The 14872-nt window shown below is 36.8% G+C and carries 14 protein-coding genes; all 14 read right to left on the bottom strand.

From position 1 onward, the window contains the following. Positions 1–11: 11 nt before the first annotated feature. The 14 genes from MK409_RS06875 to dnaA all read right to left on the bottom strand — a co-directional run bounded on the left by MK409_RS06875 (position 12) and on the right by dnaA (position 14734). Positions 12–485, bottom strand: coding sequence for a sigma-70 family RNA polymerase sigma factor (locus MK409_RS06875; protein ID WP_268705783.1), 474 nt, complete (start codon positions 483–485; stop codon positions 12–14). A gap of 119 nt (positions 486–604) precedes the next feature. Beyond that, positions 605–2563: an ATP-dependent zinc metalloprotease FtsH gene (ftsH, locus tag MK409_RS06870; RefSeq protein WP_268705782.1), complete on the bottom strand. Its 1959-nt coding sequence runs from the start codon at positions 2561–2563 to the stop codon at positions 605–607. Positions 2564–2578: 15 nt separating this feature from the next. Then, positions 2579–3121, bottom strand: coding sequence for a hypoxanthine phosphoribosyltransferase (gene hpt / locus MK409_RS06865; protein ID WP_268705781.1), 543 nt, complete (start codon positions 3119–3121; stop codon positions 2579–2581). A gap of 4 nt (positions 3122–3125) precedes the next feature. Further along, positions 3126–4403, bottom strand: coding sequence for a tRNA lysidine(34) synthetase TilS (tilS, locus tag MK409_RS06860; RefSeq protein ID WP_268705780.1), 1278 nt, complete (start codon positions 4401–4403; stop codon positions 3126–3128). Further along, the gene (locus tag MK409_RS06855) at positions 4400–5668 is read right to left on the bottom strand and encodes a serine hydrolase (protein WP_268705779.1); all 1269 of its coding nucleotides are present in this window, start codon (positions 5666–5668) and stop codon (positions 4400–4402) included. The genes tilS and MK409_RS06855 overlap by 4 nt, the downstream gene beginning before the upstream one ends. Continuing rightward, a complete protein-coding gene (locus MK409_RS06850; protein ID WP_061407803.1) occupies positions 5661–5783 on the bottom strand; it encodes an SP_0009 family protein in 123 nt (40 codons plus the stop codon). The genes MK409_RS06855 and MK409_RS06850 overlap by 8 nt, the downstream gene beginning before the upstream one ends. A gap of 4 nt (positions 5784–5787) precedes the next feature. Continuing rightward, positions 5788–6156 carry a septum formation initiator family protein gene (locus tag MK409_RS06845; RefSeq protein ID WP_000041917.1) on the bottom strand — a complete coding sequence of 123 codons (369 nt, stop codon included), beginning with the start codon at positions 6154–6156 and terminating at the stop codon, positions 5788–5790. After that, complete coding sequence (locus MK409_RS06840; RefSeq protein ID WP_001234973.1) at positions 6149–6415, bottom strand: RNA-binding S4 domain-containing protein; 267 nt, start codon at positions 6413–6415, stop codon at positions 6149–6151. Before MK409_RS06840 ends, MK409_RS06845 begins: the two co-directional genes overlap by 8 nt. 57 nt (positions 6416–6472) lie before the next feature. Then, positions 6473–9976 carry a transcription-repair coupling factor gene (mfd, locus tag MK409_RS06835; RefSeq protein ID WP_268705778.1) on the bottom strand — a complete coding sequence of 1168 codons (3504 nt, stop codon included), beginning with the start codon at positions 9974–9976 and terminating at the stop codon, positions 6473–6475. Further along, a complete protein-coding gene (pth, locus tag MK409_RS06830) occupies positions 9977–10546 on the bottom strand; it encodes an aminoacyl-tRNA hydrolase (RefSeq protein WP_084877129.1) in 570 nt (189 codons plus the stop codon). Positions 10547–10618: 72 nt separating this feature from the next. Next, a complete protein-coding gene (gene ychF / locus MK409_RS06825; RefSeq protein WP_268705777.1) occupies positions 10619–11734 on the bottom strand; it encodes a redox-regulated ATPase YchF in 1116 nt (371 codons plus the stop codon). Between the two features lie 84 nt (positions 11735–11818). Next, the gene (locus MK409_RS06820) at positions 11819–12013 is read right to left on the bottom strand and encodes a DUF951 domain-containing protein (RefSeq protein ID WP_000285183.1); all 195 of its coding nucleotides are present in this window, start codon (positions 12011–12013) and stop codon (positions 11819–11821) included. Between the two features lie 64 nt (positions 12014–12077). After that, entirely contained in the window at positions 12078–13214 is a 1137-nt protein-coding gene (gene dnaN / locus MK409_RS06815) for a DNA polymerase III subunit beta (protein WP_268705776.1), read from the bottom strand. A 158-nt stretch (positions 13215–13372) separates the two neighbouring features. After that, a complete protein-coding gene (gene dnaA / locus MK409_RS06810; protein ID WP_268705775.1) occupies positions 13373–14734 on the bottom strand; it encodes a chromosomal replication initiator protein DnaA in 1362 nt (453 codons plus the stop codon). Between the last annotated feature and the right edge of the window lie 138 nt (positions 14735–14872).

Raw genomic sequence — 14872 nt, 5'->3', positions numbered from 1 at the left:
TTTTTTCCATCCTATACAAATTCTTGGAAGACGATAGAAAGCTCCCTCAGTAGTGCCTTGCGTCCTCTGAAGATTTCTCCTCCCATGAGACGGTCAACCAACTCTTGTTTTTCCTTACTCTGCTCGGATTTGTATGTCTTCAGAAGTTCGTGAAAGAGATAATAATCATCCAGTCTCAGCCCTTTTTCTCCTAAGCGGTGACTAATCTCACTCACCTCCTCATAGGGTTCTTTATCGAAACGACGCTTGTGACTTTCCTGTTTACGGATGTAATCTAGGATACGATTTCGGAATTTGGTTTTAAAGCAGACATATAGTTGGTGGCGTTCACCCGCTAGTAACTCTGGATGGTGACTGACCAGCTCATAGAGGCACAACATACCTTCCTGATCCCAGTCCTCTTTCTCCCACAGATGGAGGTGATAATCCTTGCGACACTTATGGACAATCCCTTTGCTTTCTTCGTACAATTCTTTCAGATTCATAGAGTTCTCCTTTCTGCCTTTAGTCTAGCAGAATGCGAGAGCCTATGGGGCTATTTCCTCTATTCTATACTTCTTCCGCCCTCAACGGCACATAAAAAGAGAGGCATAGCCTCTCGAGGTTATTTTTCTTCACTCATTTTTGATTTTACTTCATCATAAGATAGTGCATGGGATTCCTCTTCTACTGCCTCAGGCATTTTTCCTGTCTCGTAAAGGGATTTAATTTGAGTACTATCCAATGTTTCGTATTTCAACAATGCTTCTGCAATCAGTTTGTGAGTTTCACGATTTGATTGAATAATTTCAGCAGCTTTGTTTCGTGCTTCATTTAATAATGAACGTACTTCCTCATCAATCTCATAAGCTGTTCGTTCTGAAATTGATTTTTGAGGACTTTGTGCACCAAACATAGCATGATTGCCCTCATATTGAACTGGACCTAGTTTTTCACTCATACCGTATTCAGTGACCATTGCACGCGCCATCTGTGTAGCTTGTTCAAAGTCGTTTGAAGCTCCTGTCGTTTGGACATTAAAGATAATTTCCTCAGCAACACGACCTCCCATCAAACCTGCTAATTGCTCTTTCATATCTTCTTTAGAAAGAAGCATTTGGTCTTCTTTAGGAAGTGCAATCATGTATCCGCCTGCACGTCCACGTGGTACGATAGTCACTTTATGAACAACACGGGCATTCGACAAGACTAAACCAACAATGGTATGTCCAGCCTCGTGGTAGGCAACCAATTCACGTTCTCTTTGTGATACTGTTTTATCTTTCTTAGACGGTCCAGCAATAACTCTATCCTCTGCCTCATCAATATCTGAAGCATCAATAACTGACTTGTTGCGACGGGCTGCAACCAAGGCTGCCTCATTTAGAACATTTTCCAAGTCAGCTCCCACAAAACCTGGAGTTTGTTGGGCAACTAATTTCAAATCAACATCTTCTGCTAGAGGTTTGTTTTTAGCGTGAACTTTCAAGATTGCTTCACGACCTTTAACATCAGGGCGACCAACCAAGACTTTTCTATCAAAACGTCCTGGGCGGAGAAGAGCTGGATCAAGAACATCTGAACGGTTTGTCGCAGCGATAACAATAATTCCTTCATTACCCTCAAAACCATCCATTTCAATTAAGAGCTGGTTCAAGGTTTGCTCACGTTCATCATTTCCTCCACCGAGGCCGACACCACGTTGGCGACCAACAGCATCAATTTCATCGATAAAGATAATGGCTGGTGCTGCTTTTTTTGCATCCTCAAAAAGAGAACGAACACGACTTGCACCAACTCCGACAAACATTTCTACAAAGTCCGATCCTGAGATGCTAAAGAATGGAACACCTGCTTCTCCAGCAACCGCCTTAGCAAGCAAAGTCTTACCTGTTCCCGGAGGTCCCTCTAAAAGAACACCCGCAGGAATACGCGCACCAAGTTTGGTAAATCGTTTTGGATCTTTTAGGAATTCAACAACTTCAACTAATTCTTGTTTTTCTTCCTCGGCACCTGCAACATCTGAAAATCTTACCTTGATATCTTCTTTGTTAGCGGCCTTGGCCTTGCTACGTCCAAAACTCATTGGATTTCTACTATTGTTTCCTCCCATATTTCCCATCATAGAGAATAGGAAGAAGAAGAGAATAGCAAATGGCACAACAGAGACAAGGATATTGATCCACATACCACTTGAACTCTCATGTTTAACCGTTACCTCTGCCTTATGTTCAGAAGCAAGTTTTTGCAATTCTGCAACTGTTGAATCCGACGGAAGAATGGTACTTGAGAATCTTTCTACTGTTGTGGCAGCAGGAGTGAAAAATTGAATTCCTGTTTCTTCTTTACTAGTCTTAGGATTTTTATAAACACCAGACACCTCAATGATGCTACCATTCGGCTGATAGGTTAATTCTTTTACATTGTCTGCTGTAATTTCTTTTACCAATTCTGTATAGTTAATTTTTTCGCTTCGTCCCGCAGTATTTCCAGAATAAAAATACTGGAATCCTGTTACAAGGAAGAAGATAATTAACAAGTATAAAAATGGATTTCTAACTAAACCGTTATTTTGTTTTTTCATTAAAGATAGATCTTTCTAATTTGAATAAACTTCTTCTTTCAATACTCCGACATAAGGAAGGTTACGATAATTTTCTTTATAATCCAGACCATAACCTACTACAAACTCATTTGGAATAGTAAAGCAGGTATAATCTGCCTCAATTTCAACAACACGTCCCTCTGGTTTGTCCAACAAAGTCGCGATTTTAACAGAAGCTGCTTCTCTTTCAATAAACATATCTCGCAAATTCTTCAAAGTTTGACCTGTATCGATGATATCCTCTACAAATAAAACATGTCTTCCTTTGATATCTTGAGTCACGTCTTGCTTGATATTGATTACACCACTACTTGCTGTTCCACCATGGTAGCTAGATACCATCATGAAGTCCATCTCAATATGCGTATCAATATGTTTGATCAATTCAGCCATAAAAGGAATCGATCCTTTCAAAATTCCAACAAGAATTGGATTTTTCCCCTCATAGTCTTTGGTTAATTGTTCACCTAGCTTTTTAGCCGCTTCTGTAATTTCATCATGTGAAACGAGGATTTTTTTAATATCGTGTTCTAACATCTTTTTACCTATCTATTTTTTCTATATAAAGTACAGTGTTCATTATATCATTTTTCGTGTTTTTACTCAAATCACTGGTCGCAATTCCCAAAATTGAGACAATTTCTCCAAATTGCTCAATAATAGGAGCTGTTTTTCGTTTTTCAATAGGGATTTTCAAATCTATAAACAAGCGTCTCAGTTTCTTTCGATGACCATTCAGCCTAATAACATCACCAGGTTTTCGACCTCTAATCCGTATTGAGGTTTCTCGTGAAACATTTATTTTTTGAACAATATCTCCTTCAATAGGAATACCAAAGGAAAATAAATAGCCCTTATGTCGAACTTGATTTTGATAGTGTAACACAAGTTCATCTTCCTTTTCATCAGCCTGAGGACTGATTTTGCAAACTCGAAAATTTTGATACTCTTTTATCAATTCATAACCATTTTTCAATGGATGACGATACTGGCTTTTCCTTGCCAAAATCTGTCGAACTTCATCAAACTGAGTCTTCGTAAGGTTTAAGTCTGGGAATTGATTGAGATAGTTCTGGAGCAAGACTCCTTGAGTTTGTTTTGAGTATGAAAAGAGCTCATTCAAATCTTCTACATCAATCTGCTCAGAAAGCTCCGTTATGGCTGCTTGGTAATCTGAAATCTCACTTCCTAGATTTAAAAGAGCAGATCTAAGGCGGGGATTTTCTTTTTCAAGTTCTGGTAAATACCTATTTCGAATACGATTGCGAAAATAGCTGTTCTCACGATTTGTTTGATCTTCGAAATGAAAAATTGGTGGGAAGTCTGTTTTATGAAAATGCAACAAGGGACGGATGATTTCAATATCATCAACTACTTGTCTTTCTTTTATTCCTATTAAATGACGTAACCGACTTCCACGAATCAAACGCATTAAAATCGTTTCAACCTGATCATCTGCATGGTGGGCAGTGACCAAGGCTGTCGCTCCAACATCTTTCATGATTTTCCTAAAAAAATCATAACGAAACTCTCGAGCGCGCGCTTCTGAAAAGTCTCCTGAAAAGCTTGTGATATAAATAGGAAGTCCAGCTACATCAGCTAACTTCCTTAGTTCATTTTCCTCCCAGTCAGACTCACTTCTCTGCTTGTGATTGACATGTGCTAAAATCAGCTCAATTCCCAACTCTTTTTGATAAGTAGACAATAGATGAAATAAAAACATCGAATCCAGTCCACCAGACAGAGCCAATAGGACTTTAGAGTGTTTTTTAAAATACTCTTTTCGGAGAAAATGATTTAAAAAATCCTGTTCCCTCATTTTAGAACCTCATAGACATCCTTGGCTATCTTAGAAATGGTGTCATAATCAGAATTTTTGGTGAAAATAGAAAGAACGAAAGGAGAATCAGTATAGACAATGGCAGTGTCATGTTTAAACTCGTCGGCATCTCCGATTTTATGAGCTAACTTAACTGAAACACCTTTAGCAATTCTTTGGTTGTCAAAATCAGTCTTACTCATAGACTCTAAGACAAAACCATTCTGATTATAAATAGCTTCCATGACTTTTCCAGCCATTTTTGAAGAAGTCAATTTATCATTCACATCCCAATCTTCACCCATAATGGTGGACATTTTTTCTTTGAAAGCCCCGTCAGATTGATTGGTCACATAATAACCTAAAATATTATGAGCAACATTGTCAGACTCTTTTGTTACCTTGGTAATTAACTGTTGAAGACTGTATTCTTTGTTATCTTCTTTTTTAGGTAAGCTACCACTACCTTCTGGTTTATAGGACCCAGGGAAACTATTTACTTCTGGGATATACTTGAAGCTACTATCCAGCGTATAGTCGCCTTGATTTATCCTATCTTGAGCATAATAAAGGTAGGCTAGTTTCAAGATGCTAGCTGCATAGAGTTTGCTGTCTTCATTCACCCCAGCCTCTTTACCCGTGTTCAGCTGTTTAACATAAATAGAGTAATTTTCATTCTGATAGTTGTTTGATAAGATTTCTTGAACCTTCTGGATGCGATTATCTTCTTCTGAAACGAACTCTTTTGATACCCACCCAACTTGATCAATATGAAGAAATTCTTGTCCCTCAGCAAAGAGAGTTCTATCCACTAGTACGTGTTGATAGGGGGAGAGGGTAGAAGAAATTTCTTTAGCATCATAAGGGCTGTTATAGATAACAAACCCTGGTTCCAACCATACTTGTCTATTTTGAGTTTGAACATGACTTTGATCATAGACCAACCGCTTATCTGCAAGGATAAACTGATGATTGTCTAATTTAAAAACAGGAACACCTTGTCTATTCAAACGCCATTCTACGATTTTAAAGGCGGTTTCAGGAGTTAATTTACCAGACTCCTTGACAAGATCCTCATTAGCATAGAGAGTTGTTTCACCATATACCATTGGGGATTCCAGTGTTTCTTTATAGTAGAACCCATAGTCAGACTCAGTTAGATAATAAATTTCTTGCGAAGAGTAAGGAAGCTGTTTTTCTGTGCTAACTACTCTTGAGGTTATGATAAAAGCAGGTAGCAATAAAACTACTAAGAACTTACGCATTCTTCTCTTCCCTTTCTTCTTGTAATCGTAATGAATGATTTTTAGCCGCTAATTCTTCTAGTTTTTCATCTGATAAACTTAAAAACTGTTCAACAACTTCTAATAAATTTTCCATGACATTACCTCGGAAGCAAATCAGGAATTGTGTAAATCGCTTCTCGTTTCTTTGAGTAATAGTACTTGGCGCGTGCATATTTTGCTACATAGTCTTCGTCTTTCAACTTTGCAGCAAAAGCAGATTCCTTATCCTTTTCGTCACTAAGAGTTTGGTATTGCTCTTTCAACTCTGTCAATTGCTGACGACGTTGCAGTAACTGATTATAGCTTTGGGCCAAATTATAGGTCGGTAAAATAAACAATAAAATCATCAAAATAAGAACCCAACCCATAAAGCGATTCCTCTTTTGTCTTTCCTTCATCAGGTAACGACGACGTTGGTGTTCATTTTGAATAAAAGGATTATTCATTTGTACAATATTTTTAGACATTTTCTTCTACCCGTGTTTCACTGATAATTTCATACATGCCTGCTGCATCTTCTTTTTTTGTACTATCTTTCATCTCCAGTACTTTTACAAGCAACAACTTATTTCCAAAGCGAATTTCAACTTGGTCATCAACTTTCAAATCCGTTGAACTTTTGGCCAAAATTCCATTTACCTTGATTCTACCTTTATCTGCTACTTCCTTTGCGACTGTGCGGCGCTTAATAATTCGTGATACTTTTAAATACTTGTCTAATCTCATTTTTATTACCTCAAATTATTATTGTACCATTTTTATCCCTTTTATAGAAGAAAAACGTCAAAGAGAATTAGCTTCCTTTGATTCTTTTATCTCTAGTAAACTTTCTCCAAAAATCATCAGACCTTCTAAAATTTCATAATCCTTCTTGTTTCGGACATCAAATACAACTTCCATTAGTCCTCTATTCTCTGCTATAGCTGCTTTTAAGTTGGTTGCAGATAAGGCTTTAAAATAATCTTGAGCCAAGAACAATCGTTGAGTGATTTTTTCAAATTGAACTGTAATCTTATTGTCTTTTCTTTCCACACGTTCTACAAATACCTTATCCAAGTATGATTTGACCAAACCAATCTCTAAAAGATAGGCCACCACATCTGGATACTCCCCAAAACGGTCCATCAACTCTTCTTGTAATTCTTCATAGTTGACACGGTTGTCAATTTGACGAATTTTCTTGTAAATTTCAATCTTATGTCGTTGGTCAGAAATATAAGTGTCAGGAAGATAAGCATCAATTTGTAAAATCAACTCAGCATTTCCTTTATTTCTTGTGTTCTCAGTGCCATTGCGTTTAGCAATAGCTTCTTCTAGTAACTGAGAATACAATTCAAAACCAACAGAATCAATGAAGCCCGATTGGGATTTTCCTAAGAGGTTTCCTGCTCCACGAATTGAAAGATCTCGCATAGCAATCTTAAAACCAGATCCCAATTCTGTAAATCCTTTGATTGCTTCTAATCTCTTTTCAGAGACTTCACTAATTGATTTTTCTGGACGATACATGAGATAGGCATAGGCAATGCGATTGCTCCGACCAACTCTTCCTCTTAATTGATACAAGGTTGACAAGCCCATATGATCTGCATTTTCAATAAATAAGGTGTTAGCATTTGGAATATCAACGCCAGTCTCAATGATTGTGGTAGTCACCAAAATATCATATTGTCCTTCAATAAAGTCCAATAGAGTATTTTCTAACTGAATTTCACTCATTTGTCCATGAACAAACCCAATCGAAGCTTCTGGAATCAACTCCTGTAATTCTGAAACCTTCCGATCAATAGTGTCAACTTTATTGTAAAGATAGTAAACTTGACCTCCACGCTCCATTTCACGCAAGACAGCATCACGAATCACACTATCATTCTTTTCCAAAACATAGGTTTGCACTGGATAACGATTGGTCGGAGGTGTTTCAATAACAGACAAATCTCGAATTCCCAACATAGACATATGAAGAGTACGAGGTATTGGAGTTGCTGTCAAGGTTAAGACATCCACTTGTTTCTTCAGTTCTTTCAACGTTTCCTTATGCTTGACACCAAATCGTTGCTCTTCATCAATAATCATCAATCCCAAATCTGAAAACACAACATCTTTTGACAAAACACGATGCGTTCCAATCAAAATATCGACTTGACCATTCTTTAATTTTTCAAGTGTCTCTGCCTGCTCTTTTTTACTTCTAAAACGACTCAACACATCAATATTAACTGCAAAATTTTGGAATCTCTCTTTAAAATTTGTATAGTGTTGTTGCGCTAAAACCGTCGTCGGAACTAGAACGACAACTTGTTTATGATCATTGACCGCCTTAAAGGCTGCACGCATTGCAACTTCAGTCTTCCCAAAACCAACATCTCCAACTAAAAGTCGATCCATGGGATGAGAATCCTGCATATCTCTCTTTATTTCCTCAATACTGCGAAGTTGATCATCCGTTTCAACATAAGGGAAAGCATCATCAAAAGCATGTTGCTCATCATCATCAGCTGAGAAAGCAAACCCCTTCAACTGACTACGCTCAGAATAAAGCTTGATTAAATCGTCAGCTATATCCTCTACCTGGTTCTTAACTTTTTGCTTGGCCTTTTTGAAATGACCATCATTTAATTTATTAAGTTTTGGCGCTTTACCATCACTTGAAACATATTTTGACAGTAACTGAATCTGCTCTACTGGAATGGAGATTTGATCCCCATTTTGATATTGAACACTGACATAATCACGGTGAATCCCTTTGATTTCAATTGTTTCAATGCCTAGATATTGACCAATTCCATGGATATGGTGAACAACGTAGTCCCCTTTTTCAAGTTCATTATAATCTTTTAAACGCTCTGCATTTGACGTATGTTGTCTTCGAAAACGACGTTTTAATTTCTTTTGAAAAATCTCATGTTCAGTAATCAAGAGAATTTTCTCATCCACAAAATGAAAACCATGTCTTAGATTACCCTCAATCAAATTTACAGATTCTTTACAGATACTTGACTTATCTCTGGAATCCAATTTAATCTGGTATTCCTCTAAAACATCCTCCAATGTTTTACTTCCCATTGAATTGCTAGACTGCAGAATAATGGTGTAGTTCATTTTTTTGTATCGCTCAATTTCTTCTTTAAGAAAAGAAAATTGATTAAAAAACTCCTGCATAGGATATTGATTAAATTGATAAATGTGATCAAACTTGAGATTTCCTAATCCTTTTTGGAGATTGGAGAAAAAGGTAACTGGACTTTGTTTTTTATAGGTTTGCTCTGTATCTGCAAAATACTGCATATCAGAAAATGATTTACCATTCTGTAAATCTTCTGTAAAGTATTGCGCTAACTCTCTTTCAAAGGCTGCATACTGATTCATCAATTTTTGGTAATCATCAAAAAACACTGGTGTATCTTTTTCAATATAATCAAATATAGTCCATGTTTTATCGTAACATAAAGATAAAAACTTTCGACTATCTGAATGTACTTGTTTTTGATGAAAACTTGACAAAATCTCTTCCAAGTATGATTTAAAAATTGGTGATAAGGTCTTTGAAATTTGCTTTTCTAAAGCAGACTGACCTCGTAGATAGTCCTTTTCCCTCAAAAGTATATCACTTGCTGGAAAGATGGTGAGTTCTGTTTGATTTTCTTTTGATAATTGTGTTTCTACTTCAAAAGTCCGAATTCCATCTACTTCATCACCAAAAAACTCGATTCGGAAAGGTTCTAACTGAGACATCTCAAAAATATCTAAAATATCTCCTCGAATACTAAACTCACCTTGAGTTTGTACTTGCGTAACTTTGCGATAGCCTATTTCCTTTAATTTGTGAAGAAGGTCATGTTGGTCATATTCTTCACCGACTGCAATCCTTATAATACTTTCTTTAAATCCAGTTGGAGAAGGTAAAATCAAGCGACTTGCTGCGATATTACAAACTAAAATCCCTTTCTTAGATGAATCAGTTAAAAAACGCAAGGCTTCAACTCGCGAAATGATTTTTTCTTGTGAAGACATCAAAAACTCTACCATAGGAGAGTCATCTACCAAAAATGGATAGACAAATTCCTCTCCTAAGATAGAAAGAAGATCACTGATAATTCTTTCTGCTTCTCCATAAGTTGATGTCAATAACACAATCTTATTTTCTTTTTTTAGACTACTTGCAATTGCAAGAGCCTTGGTAGAAGTTGACAGACCTAGTATTAGTTGTCTTTTCTTATCTATCAGATTTTGATGCCATTTTTTTATCTGATCATTTTCTGAGAATAAATCTAATAAAGTCACCATTTATCCATTATACCTCTGCATTGTTTTCTCAAAGTTTTTCTCTTGTAAATAGTAATTTACAGCATCGTCAACCTTGTCAATTGACTGTAAAATACCTACATAGTCATCCTGATCAAACTTACTTAAAACATGGTGAACCACTGACATACCTTTTTTAGGTCTTCCGATACCTATTTTAACACGGTTAAATACCTGAGTCCCTATATGTTGAATAATAGACTTGATACCATTATGACCACCTGCTGATCCCTTTGCTCTTAAACGAATTTTCCCGACTTCCATGTCAAGGTCGTCGTAAATAACGAGTAAATCTTCAATATCCAAACCATAGTAAGTCAATAAAGCATGAACCGCTTTTCCACTTTCATTCATAAATGTTGTTGGTTTGACGAGATAAATTTTTTCTCCATTGATGAAAAAAGATGCTAGGTCAGCTTGAAATATCTTGTCATGTGTAAAGGTGACATTTTGTTTTTTAGCTAATTGGTCGATCAACATAAAGCCAACATTGTGCTTGGTTTCAAAATATTTATCCCCTGGATTTCCCAATCCTACAAGTAATTTAGTCATTTATTTTCCTTTCAAAAGCCAAAAGGGTTGGAATTTTTTTCCAACCTAATTGACACTATTTGTTAAATATTATTAGACATTAAAGCGGAATTCCATGATATCGCCATCTTGAACGATATATTCTTTTCCTTCTTCACGCAAGCGCCCAGCTTCTTTTACAGCCTTTTCAGATCCGTATTTCACTAGATCCTCATATGACATGGTGACTGCACGAATAAAGCCTTTTTCAAAGTCTGAGTGGATAATACCAGCTGCTTGAGGAGCTTTCATACCACGTTTAAAGGTCCAAGCGCGAACTTCTTTTTCACCAGCTGTGAAGTAAGTTCCAAGTCCAAGTAAGTGGTAAGCAGCTCGAGTCAACTTATCAACACCTGATTCTGTCAAGCCAAGTGCTTCAAGAAACTCTTGCTTATCTTCATCATCTAACTCAGAAATTTCTTCTTCAGCACGCGCGGAAATAACTACTACTTCAGCATTCTCTGTCGCTGCAAATTCACGAATTTGTTTGACATAGTCGATAGAATCTGGATCTGAAACGACATCCTCATCCACATTGGCAACATAAAGAACTGGTTTAGTCGTCAAAAGGAAGAGGCCTTTAACAACCTTTTGTTCCTCATCTGTAAATTCAATGGTACGAGCTGATTTTCCATCTTCAAGGACTGGTTTAATTTTTTGAAGGACATTAAACTCTGCTACTGATTCTTTATCTTTTTGCGTACGCGCCATCTTTTCTACACGCGCATAGCGTTTATTTACTGACTCTAGGTCAGCAAGAATCAACTCCAGGTTAATGGTATCAATATCTGCAAGTGGATCCACAAAGGCGTCTTCACGTCCTTGCTCGCGCATAACATTTTCATCATCAAATGCACGCACAACATGAACAATCGCATCTACTTCACGGATATTAGCCAAGAATTTATTTCCTAGACCTTCTCCTTTTGATGCTCCTTTTACAATCCCTGCAATATCTGTAAATTCAAAGGTTGTTGGGACTGTCTTTTTAGGAGTAATCATTTCAGTTAGTTTTTGTAGGCGTTCATCTGGAACTTCTACCATTCCAACGTTTGGATCAATAGTCGCAAATGGGTAGTTTGCTGCCTCTGCTCCTGCTTTTGTAATTGCATTAAAAAGGGTTGATTTACCAACGTTTGGCAAACCAACGATACCTGCTGTTAAAGTCATATTTTCTCATTCTCCGTTCTCATTTCAATCCCTAACATTATAACACAAAAAGGGAAAACTTGCTAACTCTCTAGCTAAGGGTTCTTAGTCAATAATCTTATTCATTTTTCGTTCAAAATCATGGCGACTCATCATGACAAGGTGGTCGCAATTGCTACATTTGATTTTGATATCTGCCCCAACACGTGTAATTTCCCAACGATTGGCTTTTTTTCCTGTTGACTTGATGGTGCAAGCATGTGGTTTTTTCATTTCAACAAAATTTCCAACTTGATACATACTACTCTCCTTTTCTTTTTCGATTATATCATAAAAGAGGCGAGCCAGGCTCAACCTCTTTCACTTAATTTGTACGAACTGGTGTGATAAGCTGCATGAAATCTTCATCAGTATCTGCTGGCACAAGAGTAAATGGACGAACAGCTGAAATGAAACTAATAGTGACTTTTTCGCTATTTAAAGCCTTGAGGGAATCAATCAAGTAAGTTGGGTTGAAACTAATAGTTAAATCATCCCCTGTCACCTGCTCCGTATCGATTTCTTCGTTTACTTTACCAACTTCTGGAGAGTGAACATGGGCGCTAACAACTCCACCTTTAATTTCAAGTTTCACAGTACCATTTTGAGTTGCACTTGATAAGAGACGTGCACGCTCCATAGATTGACGCAAATTAACCACATCAAAAGTAATTGTAGTGTTAAAGTCTGTTGGAATCAAGCGATCTGTATCAGGATAGTTTCCTTCTAGGAGACGAGTGTAGAAGCTAATATTTTCGCTTCTAAAGAGGATTTGATTATTGGCAAAGAAAATCTCCACAGTTTCAATATCATCCGTAAATACAGCTGAAAATTCGCGTAGAGAGCGACTAGGAATCACCACATCAAAATCATCACCATTTTTTTCAAGAGTCAATTTTTTCTGGCTAAGGCGATGAGAGTCTGTTGCAACTGTTTTTAGTTCCTTGTGTTGGCTCAAAACAAAATGGACACCAGTCAAAATTGGACGACTTTCTTGCGTACTTGCAGCAAAAGCTGTTTCATTGATAATTTTCTTGAGTAGTTTTGTTTCAAGAACCAAAGGTGTGCTTGCTGAAATTTCTTGAATACGAGGATATTGTTCGCTATCTTTTCCTTTTAGGGTAATTTCTGATTTGCCACTTGTTAAGACAATTTGTTTTTGTTCAATCTCTTTGAAATCAAGCGTTACATCTGGAAGACTGGAGACAACATTGATAAAGAAAGAAGCTTCAAGAAGAATCGAACCTAAGGAAGTAATTAAGAGGCCAGCATCTTCATTCTTTTGAGAAATGAAATTTTCGATAGAAATTTGACCATTTGATCCAATTAAAGTAATACCTTCATTGGTAACATCAACTTTGATGGTTGATAAAATTGGAATGGCATTTTTTGAGCTAATTGCTCGCTTTGTGGTATTTAAGGCTTGTAGAAATAAATTTTTATTAATTGAAAAATGAATCATGGATTCTCCTTTATTTATTCTTAGTATTAGAAAGTTAATAGTAATAATAGAGTCTGTGAATTCTGTGGAAAACTGATTTCTATTTAGTAAACTCAAGTTTCTTAGCTTGTTTAAAAAATGTGGATAAAAAAGATAGGAAAGTGAGAGTTATCCACACTCTACTTAATTTTCTTTTTGATTGTTTCAACTTCTAAACGTAAATTATCGTCTTCGTCAATCAATGATTTTATTTTAGCATGAGCATGAATCACGGTAGTATGATCCTTTCCGCCGAATTCTTTTCCGATTTTAGGAAGACTATTATCTGTCAGTTCTCTAGCTAGATACATAGCAACTTGACGCGCTAAAACGATGTTTTGAACTCGTCTCGTCCCCTTCATTTCTTTGACACTCACTCCATAAAAATTACCAACTTCAGTTTGGATTTTTTCAATTGGAATAACAAGCATCTGGCGGGCATCTTGTTTACGTGCTCTGATAGCCTCTGCAGCAATATCAATAGTGATATCCTTAATCTTCTTGACTCTGGCAATTAAAGTGATATCGTTGATTGCTCCTTCCAATTCTCGAACATTTGAGTCAAATTGGCCAGCTAGGTATTCTAGGGTATCGCTTTGGAAATGGTAATCTAAATGCTCTGTTTTACTTTGAAGAATGGCGATACGTGTTTCAAAGTCAGGAGGGGTGATATTTTGTGTTAATCCCCAGCTAAAGCGCGTGACAAGTCTCTCTTCAAGGCCTTCTAGGTGTTTCGGACTACGATCACTGGTTAGGACAATCTGTTTCTGTTTATCATGAAGAGCATTGAAGGTATTGAAAAATTCTTCCTGGGTAGCGACTTTTTTGCCACTGAGAGATTGGATATCATCAATTAACAAGAGATCAAGACTACGGTAAGTCTTTTTGAACTTTTCCATTTCCCCAAGTCGCAAGTGTTCAAGAAAGTCATTGATAAAGCTTTCAGCAGGAATGTACTTGACACGCGCATCAGGAATATTTTTCAGAATTTCATTTCCAATTGCATTGAGCAAGTGAGTCTTTCCAAGACCAGGTCCTCCATAGATGAAAAGAGGATTATAAGTCAGAGCCAAATCTTCAGATACAGCTAGTGCAGCAGAAACCGCCCAAACATTTCCATCACCTTGAATAAAGTTATCAAAGGTATATTTTTCTTTTAACCCTGTTTCGGAGTAGGGAATCGTTGGTAGCGCAGGTGTGTAATTGTAAGTAGAACTATCAGTCGTATCACTTACTTGAGAAGACTCTGTACTCTGAGGTTTAGTGAAAATATAGTGGGGTTTGATTTCAGAATCATAAATTTCAAAACCAGCAGCAATAATAATATCTTTTAATTGCTTTTCCCACACCATTTCCATCTCTGATCTCGGTAGAAATATAATAGCTGTATTTTCTTCTACTTTGATGAGTTCAGCAGGTGTAGCATAGAAATCATACATAGATCGAGTCAATCTTTCTTGAGCAAATTCTAAAATACGATTCCAAAATTGCTTTTCTTTCAACTATTTTTCCTCCTTTGCTATGATTTTAGTAGTTTAGTGCTAGACTTATTTTACCATAGATAGTAGGATTTTTCCACAGATTGGGGAAAAGAATCCACAATGTTAGCAGTATTTATCCACAGGTTGGGGATAAATAGA

Source organism: Streptococcus oralis, from assembly GCF_026782375.1.
Classification (GTDB): domain Bacteria; phylum Bacillota; class Bacilli; order Lactobacillales; family Streptococcaceae; genus Streptococcus; species Streptococcus oralis_CL.
The sequence above is the reverse complement of the archived record's forward strand: the minus strand, read 5'-3'. Positions and strand labels throughout refer to the sequence as shown.

Coding starts and splice junctions, on each gene's coding strand:
- dnaN (WP_268705776.1), bottom strand. CDS start 13,214: ATGATTCATTTTTCAATTAATAAAAATTTATTTCTACAAGCCTTAAAT.
- MK409_RS06850 (WP_061407803.1), bottom strand. CDS start 5,783: ATGGAAAATTTATTAGAAGTTGTTGAACAGTTTTTAAGTTTATCAGAT.
- MK409_RS06820 (WP_000285183.1), bottom strand. CDS start 12,013: ATGTATCAAGTTGGAAATTTTGTTGAAATGAAAAAACCACATGCTTGC.
- MK409_RS06845 (WP_000041917.1), bottom strand. CDS start 6,156: ATGTCTAAAAATATTGTACAAATGAATAATCCTTTTATTCAAAATGAA.
- MK409_RS06840 (WP_001234973.1), bottom strand. CDS start 6,415: ATGAGATTAGACAAGTATTTAAAAGTATCACGAATTATTAAGCGCCGC.
- pth (WP_084877129.1), bottom strand. CDS start 10,546: ATGACTAAATTACTTGTAGGATTGGGAAATCCAGGGGATAAATATTTT.
- ftsH (WP_268705782.1), bottom strand. CDS start 2,563: ATGAAAAAACAAAATAACGGTTTAGTTAGAAATCCATTTTTATACTTG.
- MK409_RS06855 (WP_268705779.1), bottom strand. CDS start 5,668: ATGCGTAAGTTCTTAGTAGTTTTATTGCTACCTGCTTTTATCATAACC.
- mfd (WP_268705778.1), bottom strand. CDS start 9,976: ATGGTGACTTTATTAGATTTATTCTCAGAAAATGATCAGATAAAAAAA.
- tilS (WP_268705780.1), bottom strand. CDS start 4,403: ATGAGGGAACAGGATTTTTTAAATCATTTTCTCCGAAAAGAGTATTTT.
- hpt (WP_268705781.1), bottom strand. CDS start 3,121: ATGTTAGAACACGATATTAAAAAAATCCTCGTTTCACATGATGAAATT.
- ychF (WP_268705777.1), bottom strand. CDS start 11,734: ATGACTTTAACAGCAGGTATCGTTGGTTTGCCAAACGTTGGTAAATCA.
- MK409_RS06875 (WP_268705783.1), bottom strand. CDS start 485: ATGAATCTGAAAGAATTGTACGAAGAAAGCAAAGGGATTGTCCATAAG.